Source organism: Natronolimnohabitans innermongolicus JCM 12255 (assembly GCF_000337215.1).
Classification (GTDB): domain Archaea; phylum Halobacteriota; class Halobacteria; order Halobacteriales; family Natrialbaceae; genus Natronolimnohabitans; species Natronolimnohabitans innermongolicus.
Map to the genome: position 1 here is coordinate 77,108 of NZ_AOHZ01000018.1, position 13,835 is coordinate 90,942.

Below are 13,835 nucleotides of genomic sequence, written 5' to 3' on the forward strand. Positions count from 1 at the left end.
TCAACATCGGTTTGTCTTGTTTCAGGAGACGGAACACTATTCGACGATTGTTTGGATGATTCAGAACGCTGAGCAATCCCGAGAGCCCCGCTGGCCCGTTCGCGTCAGGAGATAGTACTCCCAATTCGTGTTCGCTAGAACTGTGCATGTCTTGATTGCAGGTCATATCCTCCAATCGGGGGGAATCGACGAAAGAATAATCTCGAAAAACTGCGTCAGCACTCGAGAGTACGTCGCACTATTGCGAACACCCGCCGAGTACAATCGCTTTCTCTGATTCCCAAGTGCTCTCTCAACTCCCTCAGCCGCCGAGGTACAAGGAACACATCGAGTACTAGCACAGAGCCTTGTTGAAACCCTCAGTCGGTAATAGGTTTCAGCAACCGTGCTGAAGACAGAGCGCATACGCAGTACGCTATTATCCGGCGCGAACAGGATGACTCATCCCATCGGCGACCAGCCCCAAGGGTAGAAGATGACGTCGCCCCGACAGTCTCAATCAACCGTCCCAGCAGTGACCCCTTCATCGGCTTGCCGGACTCCGACCCGTTCGCTGACCTCGTCTGCGGCCCGCTTGCCCGAGCGCACGGCACCGTCCATATAGCCACACCACCGGGTCGCCGTCTCGGTGCCGGCCCAGTGGATGCGCCCCACGGGTTCACGGAGCGCCTCGGCGACGCCGGTGACGGCGCCCGGACCGCATAGGCCGCCGTAACAGCCCCGCGAGTACTCCTCGTTCTCCCACACCATGTCCTCGTACGCCTCCGGGTCGCCCGCCCGCGGGCCGAAATACTCCACGAACGACTCGAGGACGCTCTCGCGACGACCAGCGGGGTCGTCGGCCCACTCCCGTGAGGAGTTGCCGACCAGGAACCCGACGAGTGACCCTGTCTCACCCCCTTTGGGTGAATCATCGAAGACCAACCCGACCGGACCGTCGGCGTCGACTACCTCGCCCGACAGCCCCCGGTCGCGCCAGAACGGCTCCTCGTAAGTGGCGACGCACTTGATGACCGCACCCATCGGCATACGCTGGGTCAGCGCGTCCCGCTTCGCCGGCATGGCGGGATCGTACTCGATGCGGCCTGCCAGCGCCGGCGGAATAGCGACGATGGCGTAGTCCGCGCTGACGGAGATGCCGTCGGCCTGGACACTGATGGCGTCGTCGCCGTGCTCGATGCGCTCGACAGGTGCCTCGAGGTGAACCCGGTCGCCCAACTCGTCCGCGAGCGCCTGCGAGATGGCCTGTGCTCCCTCGGTGATGCGGGTCTGCTGGGCGCCGCCACGGACGGAAGTGATGCGGTCGAACCCGCCGCCAGCGCGGATGTAGAACAGGAAGTATAACAGCGAGAGTTCGGCGGGTTCGACGCAGAACAGCGCGCGGACGATGGAGTCGAACGCGTCCCGTCCGGCTGAGGTCCGGACCACGCGGTCGCGCCACGTGGCGACCGTGGTCGCGTCCCAATGCTCGGCCTTGGGGGCCTCCCATGGCGCGTCGAGCGGAATCTGCTCGCCGTACCGGTCGATAAGTTTGATGGCCACAAGCAGGTTCAACTGCGTCGGCAGGCCGAGCGCCTCGAACGGGTCGGAATCGCGGAAGAACTCGCCGTCAGCCCGGAACGTTGCCTCGCCGGCGACGTACTGCTCGAACGTGTCGAGGTCGAACTCCGAGACCAGCCCTTTGACGTGGTTTTGTCCCGGCCCGATCCACTGGGCGCCGAGGTCGACCACCTCGCCGTCGATCTCGCGGCTGTTGGTCCGTCCGCCGACGCGGTCGCGCGCCTCCAGTACCCTGACATCGACCCCGCTGTCGTGGACTCGCCGGGCGGCGGTCAGGCCGGCCAGCCCTCCACCGATCACGGCGACGTCCGCGACGTGCTCCGTCTCACTCATCGGGCTTCCTCCACTGTTGTCGATGTCCGTGTTCGTTGTCGCAGGCGGGTCCGTACATGTCGCGTTGGACTGTTCCGGTCCATATAAATTATAACAGGAAATCGATTAGGCAAATAAAATTAGCGGGCGGGGGGCGTTGTATAGCGTCTAAACAAGCCCCATCCTCTGTATTCAGCACGTCTTTCTTGTCAGGCAGTGGTGGTTTCAACAGAGCCAGTACAGAGGAAAGAGTGTGCTGATCGCAATACTGAGAGACCGGATATTGGACTATGCGTCTGGGGCGTGATCGAACACGACCGCCAAGAGTTTGCGTTCGCCACCTCTGAGGTGATAGTTGAACGTCGACTGTGAGAGATCAAGCGCGTCGGAGAGTTCCTTGCCCGTTTGGACGCGGGGCGACTCGAAGTATCCACTCCGGTAGGCCAGTTGGAGGATTTCCTGCTGACGAGAGGTAAGGTGCTGTTCGAATGCAGTTTGGAGTCGCTGTCCCGTGTCGGGCGGCTTGGTTCGAGAACGTCGAGCGAGTAGAGTAAGATCGGGTACGTCTCGCTTCAGATCCTCAACGAACTCGCGAACATCGGTCGTCTCAGGTAACGCCACGACGACGGTAGCCGTCCCCGAATCGATATTCACCGAACGGACCGTCGCGCCCTGTTCGAGGAATTTGCTGGCGAGCGTGGAGCCAGCCAGCCGTGCTTTGAACAGAGTACCAGTATCCTGTTCAGCCAACGGACGTACGTTCTTGATGATGATCGATTGCTCGCCGGCAGCCATCATCTCGTCGGGAGACACATTCCTCGCAGTAAAGAACACAGTCATGTCTCCGTCATCTCTCGGTGTCACTCCTTCAAACTCGATCACACAGTCAGTCTCTAGAGCGAACCGAACGAGTGGCGTTTCTGCCGTCGTTTGAAGCGTTAGTTCGACGACGCTGTCCGTTTGCTGGGTCACTCTGGTTTCGACCGCATGAATCGCATGAGCAATTGTCTGTCCGAGTTCCGAGAGGACGTCCACGTTTCGTTCGTCGGGTTGTGGTGTCCTCCCGTAGACGACCAAGACACCGTAGACGGACTCGTCGTACACGAGTGGAATACAAAAACACGACCGTCCACCAGATTCCAGCGCGGCTTCGCGCCACGGCGTTGCCCGCGGATCCGTTGCGGTGTCAGCAACGACTTGAACCTCGCCCGTCTTGACCGCGTCGACGACCTGACTCTTACGGAGGCCAGGTTCCTCTCCCGTAGTGAGTTGCTCCAGAGAGGTGTTAGTAATCCCTGCCCACTCCCGAGGGGCAACCGTGCCGGCGGCGGTATCGAACTCACCGATCCAGGCGAACTCGAACAACGCAGACTCGGCCAGACGGTTGCAGACGGCCTCATCGATAGATCCAACCGTTTCTGCCTGGACGAGCGCCTGATCAATATCCCTGATCAGCATATTGAGCCGATCAAGCCGAACTAACTCCGTGTTCTGCTGCTCCAACTTCGCTTCGCCGTCGGCACGGTCCCACGCGGTCTTGACCGTGGTGGCGACCGTCTCTACGAGATCAACTAACCTATCGTCGAACGTGTTGGCTCGTGTCGCGCCGGCACAAATGACGCCATGTCTCCCCAATGGGGCGAAGACGCAACTCCGTAGTGGTGACATCTTCGCCTCACCCTCACTACTCTCGATATCGTTTTCGACGTTTATATCTCCGCTAATGAATGTCTGCCAAGCCCGCTCGGAAAAGTGAGTGGATACGTGAACCGTATCAGAATCAATATTGGGGCTCGTTCGACTAGCGTATTCGTCAAGCTCGCCGATCGTCTCGTCGTAGTGCCAAAGCGCGGCGTACTCGACGTCGAGGACCGACTGGGCGATGTCGGCGGTCCGAAACGTGATCTCCGCTGGATCAGCGTCGATCAGTTCCTGAGTTGCGACGTTGAGCCGTTCGAGCGCCGCCTCGTTCTCACGAACGCGTTCTTCGACGCGCTTGCGCTCGGTGATGTCCCGCGCGAGCGCGAGGACGTACGCCTGATCTAGCTGGTCCAACTCAATGTACGAGACGTTGACTTCAACCGGGAACGTGGAGCCGTCCTTTCGTTGATGCGTCCCGTTAAAGGTGGTGTTCCCCTCGGCCTCGAGATTCGACACGAATGCTTGGTAGTTCTCTAGAGTAGGGAGGTCGGTGTCGATATCGGACACCGTTAGGCCCAGTAATTCCTCACGAGAGTAGCCGAGCTGTCGGATGGCGGTGTCGTTGACGTCGATGATCTCGCCGGTTTTTGGATCTTCAACGAAGACGGCGTCGGTGGAGTAATCAAGCAGCGTACGAAATAGCGCACGGTCGCGTTCGCGCTTTCGGTGTTCGGTTATGTCGCGGAAGTAGATTGAGAGCCCCGACGCGGACGGATAGACGTGAACCTCGAACCAGCCGTCGAGCGGTGGGTAGTACTCCTCAAATGAGGTAGGCTCTTGGGTGGCAGCCACCTCACGGTATTGTTCCTCGAACGTCGTTCCGAGCGCCGGCTCGAACACGTCCCAAAAGTTTCTGTTGACCAATCCTTCGCCGTCGAGATTAATCAACTCCTTCCCTCGGTCGTTGGTATATGTGATGGCCCAGTCGGCATCTACCCCGATGAAACCGTCCGTGATGCGGTCGAACGTCTCTTTGAGGTCGTTCTCTCGTTCGTGTAGCTGTTGTTTCGCATTCACTTCCGTAATCGCCGCTGCGAGCACGTTGGCGATGCTCTGGACGAAGTTCACGTCGTGGTCGGTAAACTCGTGTCGCTCAGCCGTGTGTACTCCGAGGGCACCCCATGGCTCCTCGACAGAGCCGATGATGACGCTGACACCACTGACGATAGTATGACTGGTGAGCAGCTCAGGCCCGGAAAATCGTTCATCAGCCCGAAGGTCGTCTACGATGATCGGTTCCGCTGAGAGTAGCGTGTACCCCGCTTGCGAGTCCACATCTGCTGGCACCATTGTTTCCCCGACGAGACCATCGCGCCAGCCGACACCCTGTCGAAGTAACATTTCGTCTCCATCAGCACGTAATTCCAACACTTTGGCGTAGTCACTATCAAGTGTCTCGGCGAGAGCAACCGTAGCGTCGTACATCAACTGTTCGAGGTTGTCGGTTTCGAGCGCTTGCTGACCGAGTTCGGCGACAACTTCCTGCTGCCGGACTCTGGTTTGCAATTCGGTGTTTTGTCCGACAGGCGAATCCATGTTGCAGTCTGTACGGCAGGAAGAGGAGTAAAAAGCTCGGTATTCACTCATATCACAGTAAATCCAAACAAAATAATTCCAGCGAGCGTTACTGTATCTACCAATACGTGACTTCGTCACTCGAGTCAGTATACGCCGTAAAATACGCGATGCCGTCGTGCTAAACTTCCTCCGCTATATTCAGCAGCGAGTGCTAATTCCACCTTAGCAATATCAAGAGATAACTACCAATCATATAGTTACTGGCCAAACAATATTTGAGTCTCCTACAAGGGTGACTGAAAAAGCCAGTTTATGACAATTGGAAGAGACATCAAAACGAATTGAGTTGGAGCAACTGGACTCGAGTGCGCCGACTCAGATGACGAGCGCGTCGATCAACACGGCGACGAGCACGGCGCCGAGGAACGCGTTCGAAGCGTGGAACGAGCGGAACGCGGCGGCCTCGGTCTGTTCGAAGTGGAGGACGATCGCGGCCCAGAGGAAGATCCCGCCGAAGACGACGACCGTCGCGGCGTACAGCGCGCCGAGGCCGGTGATCCAGGCGAGCGCGACCGTGCCGACGAGCGTCGCGGCGATGTAGTAGATGATGTGTTTTCGCGTCTCGGTCTCGCCGCGGACGACGGGCATCATCGGGAAGCCGCCGCGGGCGTAGTCGTCCTTGTACGCCAGCGCGAGGTTGTAGAAGTGCGCGGGCGTCCAGAGGAAGATCACGCCGGCGAGGGCGAGTGCGGGCCAGCCGATCTCGTTGGTGACGGCGGCCCAGCCGATCAGCGCCGGCAGCGCGCCCGCGGCGCCGCCGATGACCGTGTTCTGGACGGTGTTGGGCTTGAGCACGAGCGTGTAGACGACGCTGTAGAAGATGATCGCCGCCAATCCGAGGGCGGCCGCGAGCGTGTTGATCGTCAGAAACACCGCGAGCGAGGCGCCCGTTAGCAGGACGCCGAAGGCCAAGGCGTTCCGGACCGGGATCAGTTCATTCGCGAGCGGCCGATCCGCCGTCCGGGACATCTTCTGGTCGACATCGCGTTCCAGAACGTGGTTGAACGTCCCCGAGGCGCCGATCGCGAGGACGCCGCCGCCGAGCGTGGCGACGATCGTCTCCGCGGTCAGGTCTGGGCCGGCCGCGAGGGCCATCCCCGCGGCGGCGACGAGACAGAGCAGCCACATCAGCCGCGGCTTCATCATCTTGAAGTAGGCGAATGCGGTCAGCCGGGCGCGGGCGAAGCCGCCGTCGGGGAGCGAGCGGGGCGCAGCCGCGTCGTCTGCAGACTGCACCTCCTCGAGCGGCGTCGCCTCGATCGTATCGTCTTCCGTGCCGGTTGCGAGCTCTAAGTCCCAGGCGAGCGCGAGGACGATGGCGCCGAAGACGGCGAGGCCGAGCGTCAGGTGGAGTCCGGGCGCGATCGCGGCCGGACCGGCGATCGCGGTGACGGCGCCGACGCCGACCTGAACGACGTAGAGCGCAGCGCCCACGACGATCACCGCGCGGACGCGACTCGAGATATCGCCGAACACCGCGCTGATCGTCGTCGCGGCGACCAGCAGTCCGACGAGCACGGCCGCGATGCGATGACCCCACGCGACCACAAGTTCCGTCTGACTCAGCGGATCCGACGGCGTGTGACAGGTCGGCCAGGTCGAACACGCCGACGCGGCGTCCGTAATGGAACTCGTCGCGCCGACGATCAGAAGCAGGTAGACGCCGAGCGCGGTCGCTGCCAACAGCGCAGAAAAGCGTCGTCGTGTATCGATCGGAGAGGGAAACGGCGCTGATGCAGTTGCCACGGCTATTCTCGTGTAGACGGTTCGACTCCGCGTATTTATGATTCCCGCTTTTTCCCCGTGATTCGATACGTTTTACCACCTGAACCGAACCGATTCGGGTGGTTGAATTCGCGAGGCCGTCGGCAGTGTTGCGACGCCACGCGGCGTTTACATTCCCATATCTTCGGCCGCCGCGGGCACCGGCAGGTCGTGCGGTGACACCCCCAGCAACTCCGCGGCGTGGTCGAGCGCCATATCGAAGCCGTAGTAGCGCTCGAGTTCGTCGCCGTCGGCCGTCGGCCGCACCTTCAGCATGGCGTAGCCCTCGATATTCTGTGCGATGGCGGCGGTTGCGCCCGCTCGAGCCGTCGACTCGCCGCCGTCGACCGCCGTAAACTCGAGGACGCGTTCGGTTTCGGTTTCGTCGTAGGTCGCGCTGATGCCGTCTCGCTCGGCCGTGCGGTCGTCGCTCATGTCGATCACTCGCAGGTCGAGTACCGGGTACCTGTCGGTTCGACGCCGTCGGCGGCGTGGTCAGTGGACGATTCTCGAACCGGTACCGACTTTTCCGTGCCGCGTGAGCCTTCGGTCGTGAGTCGTTCGGCGCCTCGAGCGGCCGACGGGCCGCAACTGGAGCTAGTCGCGACGGTCCGGCGGACGCGAGCAGTGGCGCTCCGGTGGCTCGCCGTCGCGGTTCTCGGCTTCGTCGGCGCCGCGTACGCGTTCGGATACGTGCTGGCGACGATGCAGGGGGTCGCGCTGGAACCAATTGTCCTACCAGTGTTCGAGCCGGTAGATGCCCTCGGCTGGCTCGTCGTCGGCGTCGTTCTCGTCGGCGCAGTTATCGTTCCCCACGAGTTGCTCCACGGCGTGTTCATGGCTCGGTACGGCGGCGAACCGGAGTACGGCGTCGGCGTCGCGTACTTCGTCCTGCCCTACGCCTACGCCGAGACCGAGGGGACGAACTACACGCGAAATCAGCTGGTCGTCGCTCTGCTGGCCCCGCTCGTCGTGATTACGACGGTCGGAGTGGCGGCGATGGTCGTCTACCCGTCGCCGCTGCTGCTCGTCCCGCTTTCGGCCAACGTCGCCGGTTCGATGGGCGACCTCTGGATGGCTGGCGTCCTCCTGCAGTATCCGCGCGACGTTCGGGTTGGGCCGCTCCCTCCCGAGCGAGCGGAAAGCGGCCCTGGACGCGAGCACGAGAGCGAGACCAGACTCGAGGGCGACGAATCCGCGAGTACCGACGCCGAAAGCGACGACCGTACGCAGGGGTTCGGTATCTACGGACCGAGCGACCGCAATTGCGTCCGTCGGCCGGGACTGCGCGTCGTCGCTCGAGTCGTCGCCGGCGCCATCGGAACGGTGACGGTGCTCGCGGTCGCGACCGTCGGCGCGGTGTTCGCCTCGCTGGCCGCCGGCACGGGAACCGTCGTCATCGGGAATCCCGACGGCTGGCTGCTTTTCCGTCACGAACTCGACCCCCACGGCGGGTTCGTTTTTTTCGAGGTCGGCGCCTCGGTGGTCGTCGCGATCGCAGCCGTCGGCGGTCTCGCGTGGGCCGGCCTCACCGAACTCGTCCGTGCGATCGGCGGGCGATGACCGTGGGAGCGGCCGCGAGTCAAACGCAGCCTGACGCGGGCAAATCGCGGTGATCATCGCGAACAGCGCGAACCGTCGCGAACCGAAACGCTCGAGCGACTCCCGTTCCGACCTCGAGCCATGACCAAGTGGCTCCGGAGCGGTCGCCGCCGCGACATCTGTTTCCTGCTCGCGGCCGCCGAGGACGGCGAACTGCGCGGCCAGCGGCTGAAGTCCCGACTCGAGTCCCACTACGACGAACACCTCGAACCGAAGTCGTTCTACGGCTCGCTGTCGGCGCTCGAGGACGCGGGCTTCGTCGAGAAGCGAACCGACGGGATCTACGACGCCTACGCGCTGACCGACGGCGGCAGGCGGCGAGTCGAGGAACATTACGAGTGGGTCGGGGACTGCCTCGAGGGCGACGACCGCAGCGAGTAGCCGCGCTCGTCGCTCGAGGGAGAACTATACTCCTTCGTCGCGTCCGTTATGGACGAAAACGATGTCCGCTCCAGACACGAACGGGTCGCCCGACGGCGCTCCGGGAGTCGTCAAGACGGAGTGGCTGTGGTTCGGGGTCGCGCTGGCCATCGCGCACGTGCTCTTTCTCGCACTCGTCGTCGGACTGCTCCAGATCGACGTCGTCCTCGCGCTCGTCGTCGCCGTAACGCTGAGCGTCGTGGCTGGAATCGCGATCACGGCGTTCGTTCTGTGGTGGACGTAGCGGTCGACGGTCCGCTCGCCGGTCCGGTTCAGGCGTCCGTTTCGTTCTCGGGGGCGGGCTCCCCATCGTTCGAAACGCTGTCTCCGTTTGGAAGGTCATCGCCGTTCGGGTCTTGGTCCGGCGTCTCATCGTCAACGTCCGGGTCGTCGGCGTCAGGGTCAGCGTCCGGATCGTCATCGCCGTCAGGACCATCGTCGTCGGCTTCGTCCGGCGCCGTGGCAGGCACCTCGCCGAACGGGTCCTCCGGTACCTCGACTCCAGCATCGATGAACAACTGTCCGATACACTCGTCCCGGTCGGGGTGGATCCGCTCGTAGATCGCTTGTCCTTCCGTGAACTCGCCGTCTAACACGTTGACGGCCGAAATGATGACTCCGTCACCGAGCTCTTCTCGCATATCGATAACCCGTTCCCCTTCGACCGGACCGACCGGGAACGAACCCATCGCGCCGACAAAATACTGGTCGGGTTCGCCGGGTTCCTCACCCGGCTCGATCAGTTCGAGCGGGAAGATCACCACTTCGGGGAACTCCCCGACGATGCGAACCGTGTAGCAGTCGATGAACTGGATTACCTCGTCGGGTTCGTCGGGCTCGGCATCGTCTTCGTCGGGCTCATCATCCAGGTCGTCATCACGATCCGGTTCGGGCTCCTCCTCGTCTGGCTCGTCCGCATCGTCGACGTCCGGATCGACGCCGGGGTGGTCATCCACCAGTGCGTCGGCGACATCCTCGACGCGGAAGAGCTGTCCCCGAATTTCGCCGTCGGGATTGGCGTCGGTGTGGACGTTGACGTACGCGTTTTCGTCGTCGATCTCCTCGACCAGTTCCTCGAGCGACGCTCCCTCGAGGTCGCCGGTGAGGTGTGCGTCGGTGATCGTCCCGGTCGCGAGAGTGCCGTCGAATCGTCCGGCCAGTAGTTCGGGAGCGTCGGCTTCGGGATCGGGATAGAGCCACGCCACGGCCGGTCCGTCCACGCCTTCCTGGCCGAGATGGATGTGTGCCTGTGTGATATCTTCGATGGCGCTGACGAGCAGCGCGTACGCGAGTTCGGTTCCGTCCTCACTCAGACTGAACACCGCCCCGCCCGTCGCGTCCGTCTCGACCGGCTCCGGTTGCTGGCCGCCGGTGAGCGCGGCGAGGAAGACGCCGTTCGATTCGTTGGGAGCCTCTTGTGCGTCGAATCCCGACGCCGTCGCGGTGGTCGCTCCGAGTCCGGTTCCGATCGCCGTGGCCGCACCGAGGGCCAGAAGTTGGCGCCGTTGGACGCCGGTTTCGTTCGCCGCGTCCGACGCGAGTCGTGGGTTGTCGTCGACCATAGACATCCCAACCCGAATGCAATCATAAAACTAACACTTGCAGCGAAGTGACGACGATCGAACAGTGTCGTTACTCGGAGAGTAACTGGTCGCCGATCGTGTTCCGCAGCACTTCGCTGGTCCCCTCGTAGATCTCGTTGAGCTTNGACGATCGAACAGTGTCGTTACTCGGAGAGTAACTGGTCGCCGATCGTGTTCCGCAGCACTTCGCTGGTCCCCTCGTAGATCTCGTTGAGCTTGGCGTCGCGGTAGAACCGCTGGGCGGCGAAGTCCTTGGTGTAGCCGTAGCCGCCGTGGATCTGGATGCCCTCGTTGGCGACCTCGCGGCTCACCTCGCTGGCGTAGAGTTTCGCCTGCGAGGCGTCTTTGATGTAGTCCTCGCCGCGAATCTTCTTGTCCGCAGCCTTGTGCATGAGCATCTTGGCGGCCTGAATCTTCGTGTCCATATCCGCCAGCTTGTGTTTGATCGACTGGAACTCGCCGATCGGCTGCTCGAACTGCTCGCGTTCGTTCGCGTAGTCGCGAGCCTCCTCGAAGGCCGCTCGAGCGATACCGACGCCGCGGGCGGCGATGGTGATCCGACCGCCGTTTAAGGTCTTCAGCGCGTGGACGAAGCCGTCGCCCTCCTCGCCCAGCAGGCGGTCTTCGGGAATCCGGAGGTCGTCGAACCGGAGTTCGGCCGTGGGACAGCCCTTGTCGCCGAGTTTCTCCTCCGTGCCCTCGACGATGAAGCCGTCGTCCTCCTCTGGACGCACGATAAAGGAGGAAATGCCCTTGTTCCCGGCGTCGGGGTCGGTCTTGGCGAACAGCGTCACCGTGTCCGCGACGGAGCCGTTCGAGATCCAGAGCTTGCCGCCGTTAATGACGTACTCGTCGCCTTCTGCTTCGGCGGTCGTCTCCATCGCCGGCACGTCGCTGCCCGCGCCGGCCTCCGAGAGCGCGAACGCGCCGATATCCGTTCCCTCGGCCAGCGGCGTGAGGTACTCTTCTTTCTGGGCGTCGTCGCCGAACTCGTAGAGCATATTCCCCGCCAGCGAGGTGTGGGCGGCGACGATCGTGCCGAGTCCGCCCGAACCCCGTGAAATTTCCTCGAGACCGATCGCGTAGGAGTGGTAGTCCAGTCCGGCGCCGCCGTACTCTTCCGGGAAGGGCATCCCCATCAGGCCGAGGTCGGCCATTTCGCTGACGAGATCCGCGGGGAACTCGTCGTCGTGGTCGATCTCGTCGGCGACGGGGACGACCTCCTCGTCGACGAACTCCGAGACCATCTCGCGGATCTGCTCCTGTTCGGCCGAGAGTGCGAAGTCCATACTCGTGCCTTCGGTGCGACGGTTTGTTACTGTTCTCACTTCTCGAGGTCCGTTCCCTCGAGTTTATCCGTGAGCTGACAGTCGCCGCGAGCTCAGGCCGCCCCGACGGACTCGAGGGCGTCCGCGATCGGCTCCTCGCCGCCGAGCAGTTCGAACGTCTCGTCGACGAGCCCGTCGCGCTCGAGGGACTCGACGAGGACTTCGGCGACGTCTTCGCGGGGAATATCGCCCTCGCCGAGGTCGAACTCGCCGACCCGGATTTGGCCTGTTCCGTCCTCGTCGGTCAGTTCGCCGGGCCGAACGATCGTGTGATTCAGGTCGCTCTGGCGGAGTCGCTCGTCGGCCTCCGCTTTCGCGATCAGGTAGTCCTCGAGCGGGTCGGGGCCGGACTGGGGGTCGTCGGCGCCCATCGAACTGAGCATGACGAACCGCTCGACGTCCGCGCCCTCGGCGGCCTCGATGAGAGTGATCGCCCCGTCACGGTCGACGCCGTAGACGTCGTTGCCACCCGAGCCCGCGGCGAAGATGATCGCGTCGCAGCCGTCGACGGCGGCCTCGAGGGAGTCCGGTTCGGTCAGGTCCGCGACGATCGGTTCGCCGCCCAGTTCGTCGATGATTTCCGCCTGCGCGTCGTCCCGGATCATGCACCTGTCGTCGTGGTCGCTCTCGCCGAGTCGCGTCGTCACGTGCTGTCCGACGCCGCCGTGGGAGCCCGCGAGAAGAACAGTCAAGGGCATACGGCATCATCGACGGTCTCGCAAATAGTCCCCGTGGTGGAATACGCCGGGACCGGTGACGGTCGGAGACCGGTCGATGGGGTCCGCCCGTACCAAGACGTCTTCTCCATCGGTACCCAGATGCCCGGAATATCCGGCCGCGACCGCGGTGTTTTTCCGGGATGACGCCTAAATGCAGTTCAGTCAATGACCACGGGCCAGACCGACCCTTCCACTAATGCAGATCTGGAGTGGTGTTACGACGCGGTTCACGGCGTTTCCCGGACGTTCTCTATCACTATCGATCGACTCGAGGAACCGATGGCGAGACACATCTGCGTCGGCTACCTTCTCTGTCGCGTCGCCGACACGATCGAAGACGCGGGCCACATCCCGCCGGAGACCCAGACCGAGCTGCTCACGGCCTACGACCGGTTGCTCGACCCCGCTACCGACGCGAGCGTCGACGCGTTCATGGACGACGTCGAGCCGTGGCTCCCCGAGCCCGAGGAGCGAACCGACGACTGGGAGGTCGTCGCCGAGACGCCCCGCATCCTGCGGACCTTCGAATCCCTGGACGAAGAGCCCCGCGAGATCATGCGCGAACCCGTCCGCGAGCTCGTCGACGGCATGGCGATGTTCACCGATCGGTACGCCGACGAGGGCGGCCTCCGGCTCCAGACCGTCGACGAACTCGAGGAGTACTGCTGGTACGCCGCCGGCACCGTCGGAACGCTCATCACCGGCCTGGTTTCACGCGGCGTCTCCAACGACCGCGCCGAGGAGATGCGCGAAAACGCCCGTTCGTTCGCCCTCCTGCTCCAGCTGGTCAACATCGCCAAGGACGTCGAGACGGACTACCACGAGGAGAACAACGTCTACCTGCCCGCCGAGTGGCTCGAGGAAGAAGACGTCGCCCTCGAGAACGTCACCGACGAGCGCAACCACGGCGGCGTCACGAACGTCATCAAACGGGTCACCAGTCGCGCCGAGACCTACCTCGACGACGCCCAGCGCTACCTCGAGGTTGTCCCCGAGAGCCACGGCAACACGCTCTCGGCGTGGGCGATCCCCTACCTGCTCGCGGTCGGCACGATGCGCGAGCTGCGCGAGCGGCCCGAAGACGTCGTCCGCGAGGGCAACGTCAAGATCTCCCGTGCAGAAGTGTACGCGCTCATACAGACGTTCGAAGAAGAAGTCTCTCGAGCGCATCTGGCGGAGCTCCGCAAGGAGATGGCCGAGAAGCCGTTACATCAGTGATCGACGGCGGAAACGCCCACGGCCGATGATCGAGAGGAACTAGCCTCGGT

11 protein-coding genes and 1 pseudogene are annotated in these 13,835 nt (G+C 62.8%); 4 read left to right on the forward strand and 8 right to left on the reverse strand.

Features of this window, described 5'->3' with window-relative positions; genetic code table 11:
* Positions 1–495 precede the first annotated feature (495 nt).
* From C493_RS04150 to C493_RS04165, 4 genes are all read right to left on the reverse strand, one after another.
* A complete protein-coding gene (locus C493_RS04150) occupies positions 496–1,893 on the reverse strand; it encodes a flavin monoamine oxidase family protein (RefSeq protein WP_007258153.1) in 1,398 nt (465 codons plus the stop codon).
* A gap of 267 nt (positions 1,894–2,160) precedes the next feature.
* A complete protein-coding gene (locus tag C493_RS04155; protein WP_007258154.1) occupies positions 2,161–5,109 on the reverse strand; it encodes a bacterio-opsin activator domain-containing protein in 2,949 nt (982 codons plus the stop codon).
* A 357-nt stretch (positions 5,110–5,466) separates the two neighbouring features.
* Positions 5,467–6,897, reverse strand: a complete 1,431-nt coding sequence (locus C493_RS04160) for a heme o synthase (protein WP_049889117.1) — start codon at positions 6,895–6,897, stop codon at positions 5,467–5,469.
* 147 nt (positions 6,898–7,044) lie between these two features.
* Complete coding sequence (locus C493_RS04165; protein WP_049889125.1) at positions 7,045–7,350, reverse strand: DUF7111 family protein; 306 nt, start codon at positions 7,348–7,350, stop codon at positions 7,045–7,047.
* 117 nt (positions 7,351–7,467) lie between these two features.
* Between C493_RS04165 and C493_RS04170 the strand changes: the two genes are divergently transcribed.
* The 3 genes from C493_RS04170 (at position 7,468) to C493_RS04180 (ending at position 9,181) form a co-directional block, all read left to right on the forward strand.
* Positions 7,468–8,478, forward strand: a complete 1,011-nt coding sequence (locus tag C493_RS04170) for a DUF3267 domain-containing protein (protein ID WP_152421092.1) — start codon at positions 7,468–7,470, stop codon at positions 8,476–8,478.
* A 120-nt stretch (positions 8,479–8,598) separates the two neighbouring features.
* Positions 8,599–8,898 (forward strand): helix-turn-helix transcriptional regulator, encoded by a 300-nt coding sequence (locus C493_RS04175; RefSeq protein WP_007258158.1) that lies wholly within the window; start codon positions 8,599–8,601, stop codon positions 8,896–8,898.
* Between the two features lie 61 nt (positions 8,899–8,959).
* Entirely contained in the window at positions 8,960–9,181 is a 222-nt protein-coding gene (locus tag C493_RS04180; RefSeq protein ID WP_007258159.1) for a hypothetical protein, read from the forward strand.
* A gap of 28 nt (positions 9,182–9,209) precedes the next feature.
* Here the strand turns inward: C493_RS04180 and C493_RS22065 are convergent, their stop codons facing one another.
* The 4 genes and pseudogenes from C493_RS22065 to C493_RS04195 all read right to left on the reverse strand — a co-directional run bounded on the left by C493_RS22065 (position 9,210) and on the right by C493_RS04195 (position 12,546).
* Complete coding sequence (locus C493_RS22065; RefSeq protein ID WP_007258160.1) at positions 9,210–10,499, reverse strand: CHRD domain-containing protein; 1,290 nt, start codon at positions 10,497–10,499, stop codon at positions 9,210–9,212.
* Between the two features lie 70 nt (positions 10,500–10,569).
* Positions 10,570–10,644: pseudogene (locus C493_RS24195) on the reverse strand (hypothetical protein); the annotation flags it as partial.
* Between the two features lie 19 nt (positions 10,645–10,663).
* On the reverse strand, positions 10,664–11,809 hold the full coding sequence (locus C493_RS04190) for an acyl-CoA dehydrogenase (RefSeq protein ID WP_007258161.1): 1,146 nt from the start codon (positions 11,807–11,809) through the stop codon (positions 10,664–10,666).
* A 92-nt stretch (positions 11,810–11,901) separates the two neighbouring features.
* Positions 11,902–12,546: an SDR family oxidoreductase gene (locus tag C493_RS04195; RefSeq protein ID WP_007258162.1), complete on the reverse strand. Its 645-nt coding sequence runs from the start codon at positions 12,544–12,546 to the stop codon at positions 11,902–11,904.
* A gap of 186 nt (positions 12,547–12,732) precedes the next feature.
* Between C493_RS04195 and C493_RS04200 the strand changes: the two genes are divergently transcribed.
* Complete coding sequence (locus C493_RS04200) at positions 12,733–13,785, forward strand: phytoene/squalene synthase family protein (protein ID WP_049889118.1); 1,053 nt, start codon at positions 12,733–12,735, stop codon at positions 13,783–13,785.
* Positions 13,786–13,835: the final 50 nt, after the last annotated feature.